Annotated in this window: 14 protein-coding genes; 8 read left to right on the top strand and 6 right to left on the bottom strand. The window is 65.7% G+C overall.

Annotation, left to right across the window (positions count from 1 at the left end; genetic code table 11):
- The first annotated feature begins 81 nt into the window (after positions 1-81).
- The 3 genes from KIP89_RS12560 to KIP89_RS12550 all read left to right on the top strand — a co-directional run bounded on the left by KIP89_RS12560 (position 82) and on the right by KIP89_RS12550 (position 3,598).
- On the top strand, positions 82-1,590 hold the full coding sequence (locus tag KIP89_RS12560; RefSeq protein ID WP_213755780.1) for a leucyl aminopeptidase: 1,509 nt from the start codon (positions 82-84) through the stop codon (positions 1,588-1,590).
- A gap of 14 nt (positions 1,591-1,604) precedes the next feature.
- Positions 1,605-2,051, top strand: coding sequence for a DNA polymerase III subunit chi (locus tag KIP89_RS12555; RefSeq protein WP_213755779.1), 447 nt, complete (start codon positions 1,605-1,607; stop codon positions 2,049-2,051).
- Positions 2,052-2,359: 308 nt separating this feature from the next.
- Positions 2,360-3,598 (top strand): porin, encoded by a 1,239-nt coding sequence (locus KIP89_RS12550; protein WP_213755778.1) that lies wholly within the window; start codon positions 2,360-2,362, stop codon positions 3,596-3,598.
- Between the two features lie 223 nt (positions 3,599-3,821).
- Here KIP89_RS12550 and KIP89_RS12545 read toward each other — a convergent pair whose 3' ends face one another.
- The 4 genes from KIP89_RS12545 to KIP89_RS12530 all read right to left on the bottom strand — a co-directional run bounded on the left by KIP89_RS12545 (position 3,822) and on the right by KIP89_RS12530 (position 7,469).
- The gene (locus KIP89_RS12545) at positions 3,822-5,687 is read right to left on the bottom strand and encodes an ABC-F family ATP-binding cassette domain-containing protein (protein WP_213755777.1); all 1,866 of its coding nucleotides are present in this window, start codon (positions 5,685-5,687) and stop codon (positions 3,822-3,824) included.
- Between the two features lie 78 nt (positions 5,688-5,765).
- Complete coding sequence (locus tag KIP89_RS12540; protein WP_369807155.1) at positions 5,766-6,287, bottom strand: DinB family protein; 522 nt, start codon at positions 6,285-6,287, stop codon at positions 5,766-5,768.
- A gap of 496 nt (positions 6,288-6,783) precedes the next feature.
- On the bottom strand, positions 6,784-7,002 hold the full coding sequence (locus tag KIP89_RS12535; RefSeq protein WP_213755775.1) for a hypothetical protein: 219 nt from the start codon (positions 7,000-7,002) through the stop codon (positions 6,784-6,786).
- Positions 7,003-7,268: 266 nt separating this feature from the next.
- Positions 7,269-7,469, bottom strand: a complete 201-nt coding sequence (locus tag KIP89_RS12530; RefSeq protein WP_213755774.1) for a hypothetical protein — start codon at positions 7,467-7,469, stop codon at positions 7,269-7,271.
- Between the two features lie 301 nt (positions 7,470-7,770).
- Here KIP89_RS12530 and ndk point away from each other — a divergent pair, with 301 nt between their 5' ends.
- The 5 genes from ndk (at position 7,771) to KIP89_RS12505 (ending at position 13,326) form a co-directional block, all read left to right on the top strand.
- Positions 7,771-8,193 carry a nucleoside-diphosphate kinase gene (ndk, locus tag KIP89_RS12525; protein ID WP_213755773.1) on the top strand — a complete coding sequence of 141 codons (423 nt, stop codon included), beginning with the start codon at positions 7,771-7,773 and terminating at the stop codon, positions 8,191-8,193.
- A gap of 371 nt (positions 8,194-8,564) precedes the next feature.
- The gene (locus tag KIP89_RS12520) at positions 8,565-9,257 is read left to right on the top strand and encodes a TerC family protein (protein WP_213755772.1); all 693 of its coding nucleotides are present in this window, start codon (positions 8,565-8,567) and stop codon (positions 9,255-9,257) included.
- Positions 9,258-9,416: 159 nt separating this feature from the next.
- A complete protein-coding gene (locus KIP89_RS12515) occupies positions 9,417-10,166 on the top strand; it encodes a TerC family protein (RefSeq protein ID WP_213755771.1) in 750 nt (249 codons plus the stop codon).
- An 80-nt stretch (positions 10,167-10,246) separates the two neighbouring features.
- On the top strand, positions 10,247-12,400 hold the full coding sequence (locus KIP89_RS12510) for a molybdopterin-dependent oxidoreductase (protein ID WP_213755770.1): 2,154 nt from the start codon (positions 10,247-10,249) through the stop codon (positions 12,398-12,400).
- Between the two features lie 98 nt (positions 12,401-12,498).
- The gene (locus KIP89_RS12505; protein WP_213755769.1) at positions 12,499-13,326 is read left to right on the top strand and encodes a transglutaminase-like domain-containing protein; all 828 of its coding nucleotides are present in this window, start codon (positions 12,499-12,501) and stop codon (positions 13,324-13,326) included.
- Between the two features lie 2 nt (positions 13,327-13,328).
- On the opposite strand, the gene purN is transcribed toward KIP89_RS12505, so the two are convergent.
- Complete coding sequence (gene purN, locus KIP89_RS12500) at positions 13,329-13,982, bottom strand: phosphoribosylglycinamide formyltransferase (protein ID WP_213755768.1); 654 nt, start codon at positions 13,980-13,982, stop codon at positions 13,329-13,331.
- A 119-nt stretch (positions 13,983-14,101) separates the two neighbouring features.
- Positions 14,102-15,181, bottom strand: coding sequence for a phosphoribosylformylglycinamidine cyclo-ligase (gene purM / locus KIP89_RS12495; protein ID WP_213755767.1), 1,080 nt, complete (start codon positions 15,179-15,181; stop codon positions 14,102-14,104).
- Positions 15,182-15,247: the final 66 nt, after the last annotated feature.

Raw genomic sequence — 15,247 nt, 5'->3', positions numbered from 1 at the left:
TCCCGTGTGCCGGGCCTCGTCGGCGGACCCGCATTCGGCTAAACAGAAGGCCAGAGTGCTATTTTCAGCCAAGGTGCCCCAATGCCCGATACCGTGAAGTTCAGTTTCGCCAAGATCCCGTCCGCGCTCGACGGTGTGGTCGTCGTGCTCGCGGCAGAGGGCGCGGATGTGGGTGTGCCGACGCTGGCGCCCGAGACGTCTGCGCTGCTGGGTGCCGGGGCCGAGACGGTAGCCCGCGCCGCGCAAGCCGAGCGGTTTTCGGGGCAGGCCGGCAAGGTGCTCGACCTTCTCGCGCCGGCAGGCCTCGATGCGACCCGCCTGATCGTGATGGGGGTCGGCAAGGCGGGCGAACTCAAGGCGCTCGACTGGCTGAAGCTCGGCGGCGCGGCCATGGGGCGGCTATCCTCGGTCGCCAAGGATGTGGCGATTGTCCTGGCGCTGCCCGAGGCCCCGGTCGCGCCCGAGGCGGCGGCGGAATTCGCGCTCGGCATGAAGCTGCGCGCCTATGCCTTCGATCGCTACAAGACCAAGAAGAAGCCTGAGGAGGCCGCCGCCAAGCCGAAGGTGACTCTCTATATAGAGAGCGACGCTGCGGCGAAGCGCGCCTTCAAGAAGCGGGAAGGTGTGGGCGAGGGCGTCATCATCGCCCGCGACCTGATCAATGAGCCGGCCAATGTGCTCACCCCCACCGAATTCGCCAAGCGCGCGGGCGACCTCGCCAAGGTCGGTGTGGATGTCGAGGTCCTGAACGAGAAGGACCTGAAGAAGCTCGGCATGGGCGCGCTGCTCGGCGTCGGCCAAGGCTCCTCGCAGGACAGCCATGTCGTGGTGATGCGCTGGAACGGCGCGAAGAACGACACCCCGCCGCTCGCCTTCGTCGGCAAGGGCGTCGTGTTCGACACCGGCGGTATCTCGATCAAGCAGGCCGCCGGCATGGAGGACATGAAGGGTGACATGGGCGGTGCCGCCTGTGTCGTCGGCCTCATGCATGCCCTCGCCAGCCGCAAGGCCAAGGTCAATGTGGTCGGCCTGATCGGCCTCGTCGAGAACATGCCGGACGGCAACGCCCAGCGCCCGGGCGACATCGTCACCTCCATGTCCGGGCAGACCATCGAGATCATCAATACCGATGCGGAAGGCCGGCTCGTGCTGGGCGATGTGCTCTGGTACGCCAAGGAACGCTTCAAGCCGCAATTCATGGTCGACCTCGCCACGCTCACCGGCGCCATCATGGTGGCGCTCGGCACCGAACATGCGGGCCTGTTCAGCAATGACGATTCGCTGGCCGAGCGGCTGGCGCGCGCGGGGCAGGCGACCGGCGAGAAGGTGTGGCGGATGCCGCTGTCGCCCGAGTACGACAAGCTCGTCGATTCGAAGTTCGCCGACATGAAGAACACCGGCGGGCGCTTCGGCGGCTCGATCACCGCCGCGCAGTTCCTCAAGCGTTTTGTCGGCGATGTGCCGTGGGCGCATCTCGACATCGCCGGCACGGCGATCAACTCGCCCGCGACCGAGTTCAACAAGAGCTGGGGCGGCGGCTGGGGCGTGCGCCTGCTCGACCAGCTCGTCGCCGATCATTACGAAGCCTGAGCCGGCGCTCAGCGATGACCGAGGTCTTCTTCTATCATTTGCAGGGGCGGCCGCTGGAGGCCGCCCTACCGCAATTGCTGGAGAAATGCCTGGAGCGGGGCTGGCGCTGTGTCGTGCAGGCCTCTTCCCCGGAGCGGGTCGATTCGCTCGACCAGCTTCTGTGGACCTATGACGACGCGGCTTTCCTGCCGCACGGCACGGACCGGCAGGGCGAGCCGGCGCGCCAGCCGATTCTCCTGACCACGGACGACGCGAATCCCAACGGCGCGACCGTGCGATTCTTCATCGAGCGCGCCACGGTCGGCGATATCGGTGGCTATGTGCGGGTGATTCACCTGTTTGACGGCGGCGATCCCGAGGAAATCGACCATGCGCGGGCCCAATGGCGCGCCGCGAAGGCCGCCGGCCACGCCGTTGCCTACTGGCAGCAGACCCCGGAAGGGCGCTGGGCGCAGCGGTGAAAGCGGGCCGCTTCAAGGCGCCGACTGCCACATTCGCCCCGGCCTCAATAAACGTCCATTTTCGTTAAGCCTTGATTTACCATGCTTTTCTACGTTGCCCCGATGTGGCGACGACCGTCCTCCGGGGGCGTGAAAATTGTGTCCGGATGGCAACACTCAGTTGCCGAATGGCCGTCTGGGCCTGTTTGGAGCCACTTTGGCTTTGCACCGCACAGTCGTTTCAAACAATATCATTCACGGATGTCGCGGCTTGCGGCGGATCCTGACAATCGAAAACCCAACATTGGTCCAATTTGGGGGAGAATGAAATGAAGACGGTCATGAAGAATGTACTGCTCGGCTCGGTTGCCGGGCTCGCGATGGTCGGGACTGCTGCGGCGGCCGATCTGCCTGTGAAGGCGAAGGCTGCGGAATATGTGAAGATCTGCTCCACCTACGGCGCGGGCTTCTACTACATCCCCGGCTCGGACACCTGCCTGAAGCTCGGTGGCTTCGTGCAGACCGACTATAACTACAATGACTACAACTATCTGCCGAGCGCTGACTTCGGCGAGACCTACTTCAAGGCCCGTGGCGCGATCCGCCTCGACGCCCGCACCCAGACCGAGTACGGCACGCTCCGTTCGTACATCGAATACCGCCTGACCTACGGCTCGGACTCCTTCTCGCCGACCGATTACAGCGAAGACGTGTCGGCCGCTCTCGATAAGGCCTACATCCAGTTCGCTGGTTTCACCTTCGGTAAGGTTCAGTCGTTCTTCGACTACTACGCCGACAACAACGTTTGGGGTATCGACTCGGTCGAAATCACCTCGGACGAGAACTCGATCGTCGCCGCTTACACCGCTGACTTCGGCAACGGCTTCACCGCCACGATCGCGATCGAAGACGACTCGCAGCGTGCGAACGGCGTCGACTTCGGTGCCGACTTCCAGACCGATCTGCCGGCCCTCGTCGGCAACGTCAACTATGAAGGCGAGTGGGGCGGCTTCCAGGTGTCGGGCATGGTCCGTCAGCTTGACTCCGACCTGTATGGCTGGAACAGCGACTCCGACGTTGGTTGGGCCGTCCTCGGTGGCGTGAAGTTCAACCTGAACGCTCTCGGCGAGGGTGACACCCTCTACATTGAAGCCTCCTATGGCGATGGCGCCATCGAGTACACCGGCATCACCGGTTCGTATGCTCCGTTCACGACCCTTGCGGACGTCTACTACAACCCGGTTACCGGCGAGTACGAGTCGGCGAAGGCTTGGACCGTCGCTGCCGAGCTGACCCACTACTTCACTCCCGCCGTCTACGGCGTTGTGTTCGGCAACTACGGCGAACTCGACGTTCCGGAAGCGGCTTGGGGCACCGAGACCTCGGGCTTCAGCCTCTACAACATCGGCGCCAGCCTGAACTGGACCCCGGTCAAGAACCTGCTGTTCGTGGCTCAGTACACCTACGGCCAGGCGGATTACGACTCCCCGGTCGAGGACGGCTTCGGCAACCTCGTGAGCTCCTCGGACTTCAACCAGGTCATCCTGTCGGTCCGTCGCGCCTTCTGATCTCGTCACTCTCTGACGTGATGGAAACCCCGGCCTTGTGCCGGGGTTTCTTTTTGTTTGCCGCACAGGCGTGACGGCTTCTGCCGGGCGGCTGGGCAACCCTCTCCTCTGGGCGAGCGTCTCCTGAGGCCGCGCCAAGGCGCGCGCAGTCACACGGGCGGCCGGGCCACCCATGTTCCTGTATCTTCAGTGAGCTGTTGCGTTGTGGCTTGAGGCCGTGGGCTTAAATGCCGGCCTCGATCTGTTCCAGCTCGGCCGAGAGAGCGATCCAACGCTCCTCCTCATGCACCAGCCGATCGCCGCATTCCGCGCGCGCGCTGGCCAGCCGCGCCGCCTCGCGCGGGTCTTTCTCATACAGGCCCGGCGCGGCAAGCTTCGCATCGAACTCGGCGAGCTGCTTTTCCAGCTTCGCCATGGCCGATTCCGCCTCCTTGATCTGCTTGCGCAGCGGGCCGAGCGCCGGCCGCTTCGGCGCCGCCGGCCTGGTGCCGCCATCCTCCGACTTTGGCGTGCTCTTAGGCGGGCTTCGGCGCAGCACGAGCTGTTGATACTCGTCGAGATCGCCCTCATAGGGCTTCACCGTCCCATCCGCGACCAGCCACAGCCGCTCGGCGGCGGCGTCGAGCAGCGAGCGGTCATGGCTGATGAGGATCACCGCGCCGGGAAACTCGTTCAGCGCCTCCACCAGCGCCTGGCGCGAGGCGATGTCGAGATGGTTGGTCGGCTCGTCGAGTATGAGCAGATGCGGGCCGCGAAACGCCGCCAGACCCAGCAATAGCCGTGCTTTCTCGCCACCCGACAGCGCGGCGATCTTCGTGTTTGCCGGTTCACCCGAAAAACCCATCTCCGCCGCGCGCGAGCGAACCTTCGCCTCCGGCGCGTCCGGCATCAGCCGGCGCACATGGTCATAGACCGTATCCTCGGCCACGAGCTCATCGAGCTGGTGCTGGGCGAGATAGGCGATCTCCAGCCCCGCCGCCCGCACCACCTTGCCGCCCAGCGGGGCGAGGCGATCGGAGATCAGCTTGGCGAAGGTCGATTTGCCGTTGCCGTTCGGCCCGAGCAGGGCGATGCGGTCGTCATGGTCGATGCGGAGCGTCAGGTTCCGCAGGATCGGCCGGCCCGGCTCATATCCGGCGGAGACGCCGTCGAGCTTCAGGATCGGTGGGGACAGCAGGCGCTCCGGGTGGCGGATGGAAATGGCGGTCGCCGCCTCGCCGACCGCCTCGGCTATAGGAGCCATGCGCGCGAGGGCCTTGATACGGGACTGTGCCTGGCGCGCCTTGGTCGCCTTGGCCCGAAACCGCTGCACGAAGGCTTCCATATGCTTGCGCTTGGCCTCCTGCTTCATCCGCGCCTTCTGGTCGACGACCTGCTTCTCCGAACGCTGGCGCTCGAAGCTGTCATAACCGCCGCGCCAGAGAGTCAGCTTGCGCTGGTCCAGATGCAGGATGAAGGAGACGGACTGGTTCAGCAGTTCGCGGTCATGGCTGACGATCAGCACGGTGCGGGGGTAGTGGGCGAGATAGTCCTGGAGCCACAACGTACCTTCGAGATCGAGGTAATTGGTCGGTTCGTCGAGCAGCAAAAGATCCGGTTCGGCGAAAAGCACGGCGGCGAGCGCGACGCGCATGCGCCAGCCGCCCGAGAACTCCGCGCAGGCGCGCTGCTGCGCCGCCTCGTCGAAGCCGAGGCCCGCCAGAATGCGCGCGGCGCGGGCCGGGGCGGCATGGGCGTCGATGTCGACAAGCCGCAGCTCGATATCGGCGATGCGCGCCGGGTCCTGCGCAGTCGCCCGCTCCTTCAGCAGGGCCGCGCGCTCGGTATCTCCCGCCAGCACGACGTCGATCAGGCGCTCGGGACCCGCCGGGGCCTCCTGCGCCACCTGGCCGATACGCGCGGCGTTCGGAATCCGTATATTGCCGGTTTCCAAAGACAGATCGCCAGTGATGGCGCGGAACAGCGTGGTTTTGCCGGTGCCGTTGCGACCGACCAGCCCGATCCGGCCGCCTTCCGGGATGAAGACGGAGGCGTGGTCGATGAGCAGGCGGCCGGCAACGCGCAGCGAAATATCGTCGAAGGTGATCATGGGCGTCTTGTGCCTCGGGCACGGCCTGCGGGCAAGCGCCCGCTGACCTATCGCGCCGGCGCAATGTGACCGCCTGCGTCACACAGATGCGGCGTGTGCCGTGCCGGTTTCCCGTTGCAGCGCGATCAGATCGAGCGAGGGCCCGGCATCCGGCCCAGCCCGCCTGGTGAGTAGCGCGTGAACCTGTCCGCGATGATGGGTCTGATGGTTGAACAGATGATCCAGCACCGTCCAGAGCGGTTGGGCGAAGCGCGCGCCGGTCATGTTGGAATAGGTCAGTTCGCCCATCAGCCGCTCGGCCGTCAGCTCCTCGGCAAGCCCAAGGAGGCGCTCGTCTTCGACCCGGCGCGCGCCCGCAAGTTCGGGCAGCGTGTCGAACAGGATGGCATCCAGCCGGCCCGGTGCCTCGCCCTGGCCGGTGATACGCCGCAGCCAGATACGGTCGGTGGCGAGCAGATGGTTCAGCGTGCCATGGACGGAGCCGAAAAAAGCGCCACCATCCGCATGGTACTGATCGTCGCTGAGCGTCGCGGCGGCCGCGTAAAGCCGCTGGTTGGCCCATTCATTATAAGCGGCGAACTGACGATAGCGCCCCAGCAGGGCCGTGGTGATGCCGGAGGAGGCACTCGTCGCCTGGGCGGCGTCGTCAAAGGACATGGCAAACTCCCGAGCCACAGGGTGATCGGGGTCATCATGGCGCGGCAAGGGGTGGCCGACCAATTCCGATTGGAGATGGCGCCGATTGCGTGCCGGTGATGGGATGCCGTCTGGCATGCCGTCCACGGCCTGATCCCGGCCCCACCGCAGGGCGGGGCCGGGTGCACCGAACACAGCACCGGGTCGGCGGTACAGTCTGGTTCAGCCAGGTTGCTCCGGCATTTCGGAACATGGCCAAACTATCCAGCCGGCCTGCAACGCAGTCTGAATGCTCCGTTGGCTGGCGTTCATCTTTCATCCGCGGAAAGCAGGGGGCGCCCGCGGTTTTGGGGGGCGAGCAGGCAAAGAAAAGCCCCGGCTCCCTGGGGGGAGGAGCCGGGGCTACGGGCTCGCGTCGGGGCTTGGGGGGAGTGGGATGCCGCGAGCCTATTCCTGAAACTCAGTAGCAGACGGGACGTTCCACGCGGACCATGCGGCCGGCGTCGCTCATCCAGCGGGTCTGCATCACGCAGTCACCGGCGATCGGCTTGACGGGAATCTCGACCGTCGCCACCTGCGGCGCGCGCTTGAAATAGCCCGTTGCCGAGGCCGCGCCCACATAAAGAGCGGTGAAGCCCATGACCGCCGCAACGGCACTTATCATCACGGTTTTCAACATGTCCGGCTCCTTCCACCTCCCGGCGGATCAGCCACCGGACTGTCAGAAACGCATGTATTTACACTCACTTGCCTGTCGCCTTGCGGCGCAGCATCTGTTTCTCGACACACAGGACCTGCACCCGCCGCTTGCCGCGGCTGGCTCAAAGGAACGAGCAGATACGCCGTCGTTCATTCGTGGTTGCCTCATGCGCTTCGTTAACGTCGACTTAACGTGTGTACGCGGCAGAAGGTTCCAAGGGCCGATCATGAAGTCGTGAACCGCGATTACTCCTCGAATACGCAGCGGCGCTTCGTCTCGAGCCGGGGCGTGCCTTCGGCGACGAAGCTGCGTTCCAGGAAACAGGTCCGGTAGCCTTTCGTTTCGGCCGCTTCGGCATTCGCGTCGGCGGCTGTGAGGCGCGGCAGAAGCAGCGCGCCGCCCAGCAACAGGCCGGCACTCAGGAGCGGAAAAAGCAGCTTCGTCATCGGTCGGGCTTTCGTGCGCCATAGCAAGGCTGTCGGCTGTGCAGGCATGTGGTAGGGAAGTGCCGTCGTCTGTTGCCGCACAGATGCGCCCGGATCCGGTTTCCAGCAAGCCGCGAACACCCGTTCCTTGCGTCGTCGCACGCCGATGTGAAGGCTGTCGTCCGCCCGTCGCACATGCCCCGCTTAAAGAGGCTGCCGGATCGGCTTTCGGCAGGATGGACGGCCCGTCTTGTCGGGATGGGATGCCAACGCTATAAGCCGCTCCGATCACGGATCAACATCACGTTCAAGGAAGACCATCATGGCGCTCGAGCGCACCTTTTCGATCCTCAAGCCCGATGCGACCCAGCGCAACCTGACCGGCGCCATCAACGCCTATATTGAGAAGGCTGGCCTGCGCATCGTCGCGCAGAAGCGCATGCTTCTCACCCGCGCCCAGGCCGAGACCTTCTACTCGGTCCACAAGGAGCGCCCCTTCTTCGGTGAGCTGGTCGACTTCATGATTTCCGGCCCGATCGTCGTGCAGGTGCTGGAAGGCGAAGGCGCGGTTGCCAAGTACCGTGAAGTGATGGGCGCCACCAACCCGGCGAACGCCGCCGAGGGCACCATCCGCAAGGATTTCGCCCTTTCGGTCGGTGAGAATTCGGCCCATGGCTCGGACAGCCTGGAGAACGCCGCGATCGAAATCGCGCAGTTCTTCGCGGGCAACGAGATCGTCGGCTGATCATCGGCTGATCGCCAGTCTTCGCGGCTGGCTTTGCTAAAACCAGACCCCGTCCGGGCAACCGGGCGGGGTTTTTCTTGTGCGTGGCAGCGTAAATATGCGCGGTTGCAGCATTGGTAACTCGGAAAATGCCGAATATGGGGTTGGCGGCCGAATAGATTATTATGTATGTTCCTCCCATGGGCGCTGCGGGGGTCCGGCCACGGAGAAGTGGCCCGCAGCGGGGATGCCGATTTGGCGCGCCAAGAGCGCCCGGGAGTGGGCCCGCCGGAGCCACCTCCTCTTGCCTCACCGTCGCACGGCGCGCCAACGCCGCTTGAACCATTTCAAAGTCTCGTCCGCTCGCGGGGGAGAGGTGAGGGAACCGTCTAATGAGCTATCTAGAGCCACTTTTTTGGCTGGCACTTCTCAAGATCATCTGGATCAACGTTCTGCTGTCCGGTGACAACGCCGTCGTCATCGCGATGGCGTGCCGTTCGCTGCCTGACAAGATGCGCCGCACCGGCATGATTCTGGGCGCGGGTGTCGCGGTCGGCATGCGCATCGTCTTCACGGCCATCATCGCCGTGCTGCTCGGCATGCCGTGGCTGCGCATCGTCGGCTCGCTGGCGCTGCTGTACATCGCCGTCGACCTCGTCGTCCCCGAGGCGGAAGGCGAGGAGGGCGGCGTTGCCGCGCATGACAGCCTGTGGCGCGCCGTCGGCACCATTGCGGTGGCCGATCTGGTGATGAGCCTCGACAATGTCGTCGCCATCGCCGCCGTCGCCGATGGCGACTGGACGCTGATCATCATCGGTCTCGTCATCTCCATACCGATGATCATCGCTGGCGCGGCGCTCATCATGGGGCTGCTGGCCCGCTTCCCCTTCCTGGTCTGGGCGGGCGCGGCCCTGCTGGGCTGGGTCGCTGGCGAGATGTTCGTCTCCGACGTCAAGGTGCTGGAATACTTCGGCGAAGCCCTCGTCCACCACTACGAGTATGCCGCCGCGGCTGCCGGCGCGGTGATCGTGCTGTCGCTTGGCTGGATGATGACCCGGCTGCGCCGCGGGGCGCATTCGGCGTAGTCTGAACATCGAACTGGGTTCCCTCCCTGATGCGCCCGCGACCTCCCGTGTCGCGGGCGCAATCAGTTTGGAGGCAGATTTCTGGTGTATTTAATAAGGTATGCCAGAAACCTGCCGCGAACCTGTCCTGCTCATCCCGATACGACCCGAGAGGAAATAATGGATTTCTCGAGCCCTATCTTCTGGGTAGCACTGCTCCAGATCATCTGGATCGATCTGCTGCTGTCCGGCGACAATGCCGTCGTCATCGCCCTGGCCTGCCGCTCCCTGCCGGAGAAGCAGCGTAAATGGGGCATTCTGCTGGGCGCCGGTGCGGCCGTCGGCCTGCGCATCATCTTCGCGCTGGTCGTCTCCTACATGCTCGGCGTGCCGTTCCTGAAGGTCGTCGGCGGCCTGCTGCTGTTCTGGATCGCCATCAAGCTGGTGCTCGACGAGGGTGGCGAGGGACATCATGTGGAAGGCGCGGACAGCCTGTGGAAGGCCGTGCGCACCATCGCCATCGCCGACGCGGTGATGAGCCTCGACAATGTGGTGGCGATCGCCGCCGCGGCGCGGGGCCATGCCGAGCTGTTCATCTTCGGGTTGCTGCTTACCATTCCGCTGATCGTCTTCGGCTCGCAGCTGATCCTGAAGCTGATCTCGCGCTTTCCGATCCTCATCTGGTTCGGCGCGGCGCTGCTGGGCTGGATCGCCGGTGAGATGCTGGTGAGCGACAAGGTGGTACTTGAGGCCATGCAGGTCATGGGGCCGAACTTTGTCGAGACCATTGCCGATCCCGAGGATCCGGTGGGCCTGAAGCCCGGCCCGCTGCCGCATTATCTCGCGGCGGTCGTCGGGGCGGTCTTTGTTGTCGCGTTCGGCTGGATCGTGAAGAGCCGTCGCGCGTCGGCGGCGGTCGGCACGCACTGATCGCTTTTGCGGCGTTTTGCATAACGCCGTCATGTAAAAAGATGAGGCGCTCCGCTAGGATAGTGGCGGAGCGCCTTTTCATGAATCAGCACAGCCTGCCCAGCCTTACCGGCTATTCCGCCTGCCCCCATGACTGCCCGTCCACCTGCGCGCTGGAGATCGACATCTCCGGCGGGAGGATCGGGCGCGTGCGGGGATCAAGCGCCAACAGCTACACCGCCGGAATCATCTGCGCGAAGGTAGCAAGATACGGCGAGCGGGCCCATCATCCCGATCGCCTGACCCAGCCGCTGCGCCGGATCGGGGCCAAGGGGGAGGGGCGCTTTGCCCCGATTTCCTGGGACGAGGCGCTGGACGAGATCGCCGATCGCTTCCGTGGCGCCGCGCAAGTGCACGGGAAGGAGGCCGTCTGGCCGTATTATTATGCCGGCACGATGGGGCTGGTGATGCGCGACGGCATCAACCGGCTGACCCATGCGATGGGATATTCGCGTTTCTTCTCAAGCATTTGCGTCAATCCGGCGTGGAGCGGCTTCATGGCCGGCACAGGCCGGCTGGCGGGGCCGGATCCGCGCGAGATGGCGAAGGCCGATCTCGTGGTGATCTGGGGCACCAACCCCGTGGCGACGCAGGTCAATGTGATGACCCACGCCATCCGCGCCCGCAAGGAGCGCGGCGCCAAGATCGCGGTGGTGGATGTATACCGCTCGCCGACCATGGAGCAGGCCGATATTCCCGTGCTGATCCGGCCGGGCACGGATGCGGCGCTGGCCTGCGCGATCATGCATGTGCTGTTCCGCGACGATCTCGCCGATCGCGCCTATCTCACTGAATTTGCTGATGATCCGGCCGGTCTTGAAGCGCATCTTGAGCACCGCACGCCGGAGTGGGCGCAGGCGCTCACCGGTCTGCCGGCGGCGGAGATCGAGGCGCTCGCCCACGCCATCGGCCGCACGCCGAAGACGTTCATCCGCGCGGGGTATGGTTTTACCCGTTCGCGCAATGGCGCGGTGGCGATGCATGCGGTGACCTGCATTCCCACGGTGACGGGGGCCTGGCGGCACGAGGGTGGGGGTGCTTTCCACACCAATTCGGCCATTTACCGCTGGAACAAGACGCTGATCGAGGGGCTGGATCTCCTCGCCCCGCGGTTCGATGAGGTGGACAGTCAGGCCGGTGAGGCCAGTCAGGGCGACGCGCGCCCCCGTCCCGGCCGCCAGCTCGACCAGTCGCGCATCGGCGACATTCTCGCCGGCGACCCCGACGCGCTGGCCGGTGGCCCGCCGGTGACGGCGATGTTCATCCAGAACACCAACCCGGTCTCCGTCGCGCCGGATCAGGCGCGGGTGCGGGCAGGTTTTGCGCGCGAGGATCTGTTCGTCGCGGTGCATGAGCAGTTCATGACCGAGACGGCGGCGATGGCCGACATCGTGCTGCCGGCGACCATGTTCACCGAACATGACGACCTCTATCAGGGCGGCGGCAACCAGTACGTCATCCTCGGCCCCAAGCTGGTCGAGCCGCCGGGCGAGTGCCGCTCCAACCATGAGGTGATCGGCGCGCTGGCCGAGCGGCTGGGCGCGCAGCATCGGGGCTTTGCCATGAGCCCGCGCGAGATCATCGACTGGACCTTGCAGGCGACCGGGCGCGGCACGCTGGCGGAGCTGGAGGAAAAGCGTTTCCTCGACGTGCAGCCGGATTTCGCGACGGCGCATTATCTGAAGGGCTTCAACTGGCCGGACGGCAAGTTCCGCCTGAAGCCGGACTGGGCCGGGGTGCCCTATGCGGCCCCGTCGAAATTCGGGCCGGTCGCGGACATGCCGCCATGGCCGGACCACTGGAACGTCATCGAGGAAGCGAACGAGGCGTATCCATTCCGTCTCGTCACCTCACCGGCGCGTTCCTTCCTCAACTCGACCTTTACCGAGACGCCGAGTTCGGCCAGCCGCGAGAAGCGGCCCGAATTGATGATCCACCCGGAGGACGCCGCCGCGCTCGGCCTCGCGGCGGGCGAACTCGCTTGTGTCGCCAGCGCGCGCGGCGAGGTGCTTCTGCATGTGCGCCCCTTCGCCGGGGTGCGGCGCGGGGTGGTGGTGGCGGAATCGATCTGGCCGAACCGTGCCCATGAGGGCGGGCAGGGCATCAACGCGCTGACCGGCGCGGACCCGGTCGCGCCCGTGGGCGGCGCGGCTTTCCACGACAACCGCGTGCGCATCACGCGGGGTGAGGGCTAGTGGCAATTTTCGGGGCCGCCTTGCAGCGGTATTTCGGGAACCGTGGGACGATGTGGGCGTCATATCGACGTCGCCGCTCCTCAACCGGATTAGTCGCCATGAAATTCTCCGTCGCCGCCCGGCTCGCCTATGAGGTGCGCGACAGGACCGCTTTCATCCTCAACATCGAGGCGGCGGAACTGCGCAACCAGAAGATCCTCTCGGAAACGCTGACGATGAGCCCGTCCGTGCCGCTCGACCGTTTCGAGACGGCGGGCGGCACGCGGCTGGTGCGCGCGGTGATCGAGCCCGGCCGTTTCGAGGTCGCCTATGATGCGATTGTCGAACTGGCCATGCATGACGCCGACCCCACGACCCTGCGCGAGACGCCGGTGGCGGAGCTGCCGCTCGACGTCATGACCTTCCTCAACCCGAGCCGCTACTGCCAGTCGGACCAGCTGGCACGCTTCGCCTATCGCGAATTCGGCGATCTGCCGCCCGGCCACCAGCGGGTGACCGCGATCTGCAACTGGATCTACGAGCATGTCGATTATCTGAGCGGCAGCTCGAATTCGGAAACCTCGGCCAATGACACGATGGTGCAGCGGGCCGGTGTGTGCCGGGACTTCGCCCATCTCGGCATCGCCTTCTGCCGCTCGCTCGGAATCCCCGCGCGCTTCGCCAGCTCCTATGCCTGGCAGCTCGAACCGCCCGATTTCCACGCCGTGTTCGAATGCTATCTCGACGGCGCCTGGTATCTGTTCGATCCGACCCGCATGGCGGCGCTGCAAGGGCTGGTGCGCATCGGCGTCGGCCATGATGCGGCGGACGCGGCCTTCGCCACGATCTATGGCAATGCCGAGATGACGGGGATGCAGGTCTCGATCGCGCCCGTCGACGCGGTGGAGAATTCCGAGCCCACCATCCGCGCGGTGGGCATCGCCTGAGATCAGCCGGCCGGCGGCACCACCAGCGCGGGCGGGGCGATCTCGAACTCGTCGATGGCGACGCGCCCCTCGGTGATGCGGGCGCGGCCTTCCGCCACCAGCCGCAGCGCGGCGGGGTAGATGACGTGTTCCTGCGCCAGCACGCGGGCGCCGAGGCTGTCGGGCGTGTCGCCCTCCAGCACCGGCACGGCGGCCTGCATGATGATCGGGCCGACATCCATTTCCGGGGTCACGAAATGCACGGTGGCGCCGTGGATTTTCACCCCGTCCGCCAGCGCCCGCTCATGGGTGTGCAGACCCTTGTAGCTCGGCAGCAGCGCGGGATGGATGTTGATCATCCGCCCCTGCCACTTCTCGACGAAGCCGGCGGTGAGCAGGCGCATGAAGCCGGCGAGGCAGACGAAATCGGCCTGTTCTTCCTCCAGCACCGCGTGAAGCGCGGCGTCAAAGGCGGCGCGGTCGGCATGGGCCTTGTGGTCGAGCGTGCGGGTGGGGATGTTGCAGGCCTGCGCGCGGGCGAGGCCATGCGCCTCCGGCCGGTTGGAGATGACCACGGCAATCTCGACCGGGTAATCCGGCGCGCTGGCCGCCTCGATCAGCGACATCATGTTGGAGCCGCGCCCGGAGATGAGGACGGCCGCGCGGGGCTTGGTCATGGGCGCTCTCTGCTTGGCCATCCTTCGAGGTTCGCTTGGCTCGCGCCTCAGGATGACGGGGCTGTTAAATCGACGTCATCCTGAGGTGCCCGGCGACGCCGGGCCTCGAAGGATGTTGGTTAAAGCGCGGCGTCGACGGCGAGCGTGCCGTCATAGACCGTATGGGCCGCGCCTTCGCCCGGCTCGATGGCGCCGAGATGGATCACTTCCTCGCCCGCCTCGGCAAACGCGTCGGCCACCGTCTCGGCATCCTCCGGGGCGCAGACCACGACCATGCCGATGCCGCAGTTGAAGGCGCGCAGCATTTCCTCGGGCGCCACCTTGCCGACCTGCGCCAGCCAGCGGAACACCGGCGGCACGGTAAGGCCGGACAGGTCGATGCGCCCGATCGTGCCCTTGGGCAGCACGCGCGGCAGGTTCTCGGTGAGGCCGCCGCCGGTGATGTGGGCGAGCGCCTTGACCTTGCCGGTGGCGCGGATGACCGACAGCGCCGACTTCACATAGAGCTTGGTCGGGGTGAGCAGCGCCTCGCCGAGCGTCTTGCCGGGCGCGAAGGGGGCGGGTGCGTCCCAGGGCAGGCCGGAGACCTCGACGATGCGGCGCACCAGCGAATAGCCGTTGGAATGCACGCCCGAGGAGGCGAGGCCGAGCAGCACGTCGCCGGGGCGCACATTCGGGGAGGGCAGCAGCTCGCCGCGCTCGACAGCGCCGACCGAGAAGCCGGCGAGGTCGTAATCCCCGTCCGAATACATGCCGGGCATTTCGGCGGTCTCGCCGCCGATCAGCGCGCAGCCGGACTCCTTGCAGCCCTTGGCGATGCCGGCGACGATGGTGGCGCCGACCTCGGGGGCCAGCTTGCCGGTGGCGAAATAGTCGAGGAAGAACAGCGGCTCGGCGCCCTGCACCACGAGATCGTTGACGCACATGGCGACCAGGTCGATGCCGATGGTCTCGTGCCGGCCGGTCTCGATGGCGATCTTCAGCTTGGTGCCGACGCCGTCCGTGGTGGCGACGATCAGCGGATCCTTGAAGCCGGCGGCCTTGGGATCGAATACCCCGCCGAAGCCGCCAATGTCGGCATCCGCGCCGGGGCGGCGGGTGGCCTTGACCAGCGGCTTGATGAGATCGACCAGCCGGTTGCCGGCGTCGATATCGACGCCCGCATCGCGATAGCTGAGGCCTTTTTCGGTGTCGCTCATCTGAAGCCGCTCTGGTCCTTCCGGGAGATGCTGGCGGATTAGCCGCTTATCCGTGCGCCCGCAAGC

It is taken from the genome of Ancylobacter radicis, from assembly GCF_018449475.1.
Taxonomy (GTDB): domain Bacteria; phylum Pseudomonadota; class Alphaproteobacteria; order Rhizobiales; family Xanthobacteraceae; genus Ancylobacter; species Ancylobacter radicis.
Note: the sequence above shows the minus strand (reverse complement) of the source record. Positions and strands in the feature narration are given on the sequence as shown.

Bases quoted from the DNA above. Each gene is read 5' to 3' on its own strand.
- KIP89_RS12510 (WP_213755770.1), top strand. From the start codon at position 10,247: ATGAATCAGCACAGCCTGCCCAGCCTTACCGGCTATTCCGCCTGCCCC.
- KIP89_RS12520 (WP_213755772.1), top strand. From the start codon at position 8,565: ATGAGCTATCTAGAGCCACTTTTTTGGCTGGCACTTCTCAAGATCATC.
- KIP89_RS12555 (WP_213755779.1), top strand. From the start codon at position 1,605: ATGACCGAGGTCTTCTTCTATCATTTGCAGGGGCGGCCGCTGGAGGCC.
- purN (WP_213755768.1), bottom strand. From the start codon at position 13,982: ATGACCAAGCCCCGCGCGGCCGTCCTCATCTCCGGGCGCGGCTCCAAC.
- KIP89_RS12545 (WP_213755777.1), bottom strand. From the start codon at position 5,687: ATGATCACCTTCGACGATATTTCGCTGCGCGTTGCCGGCCGCCTGCTC.
- KIP89_RS12505 (WP_213755769.1), top strand. From the start codon at position 12,499: ATGAAATTCTCCGTCGCCGCCCGGCTCGCCTATGAGGTGCGCGACAGG.
- KIP89_RS12560 (WP_213755780.1), top strand. From the start codon at position 82: ATGCCCGATACCGTGAAGTTCAGTTTCGCCAAGATCCCGTCCGCGCTC.
- purM (WP_213755767.1), bottom strand. From the start codon at position 15,181: ATGAGCGACACCGAAAAAGGCCTCAGCTATCGCGATGCGGGCGTCGAT.
- KIP89_RS12550 (WP_213755778.1), top strand. From the start codon at position 2,360: ATGAAGACGGTCATGAAGAATGTACTGCTCGGCTCGGTTGCCGGGCTC.
- ndk (WP_213755773.1), top strand. From the start codon at position 7,771: ATGGCGCTCGAGCGCACCTTTTCGATCCTCAAGCCCGATGCGACCCAG.
- KIP89_RS12530 (WP_213755774.1), bottom strand. From the start codon at position 7,469: ATGACGAAGCTGCTTTTTCCGCTCCTGAGTGCCGGCCTGTTGCTGGGC.
- KIP89_RS12535 (WP_213755775.1), bottom strand. From the start codon at position 7,002: ATGTTGAAAACCGTGATGATAAGTGCCGTTGCGGCGGTCATGGGCTTC.
- KIP89_RS12515 (WP_213755771.1), top strand. From the start codon at position 9,417: ATGGATTTCTCGAGCCCTATCTTCTGGGTAGCACTGCTCCAGATCATC.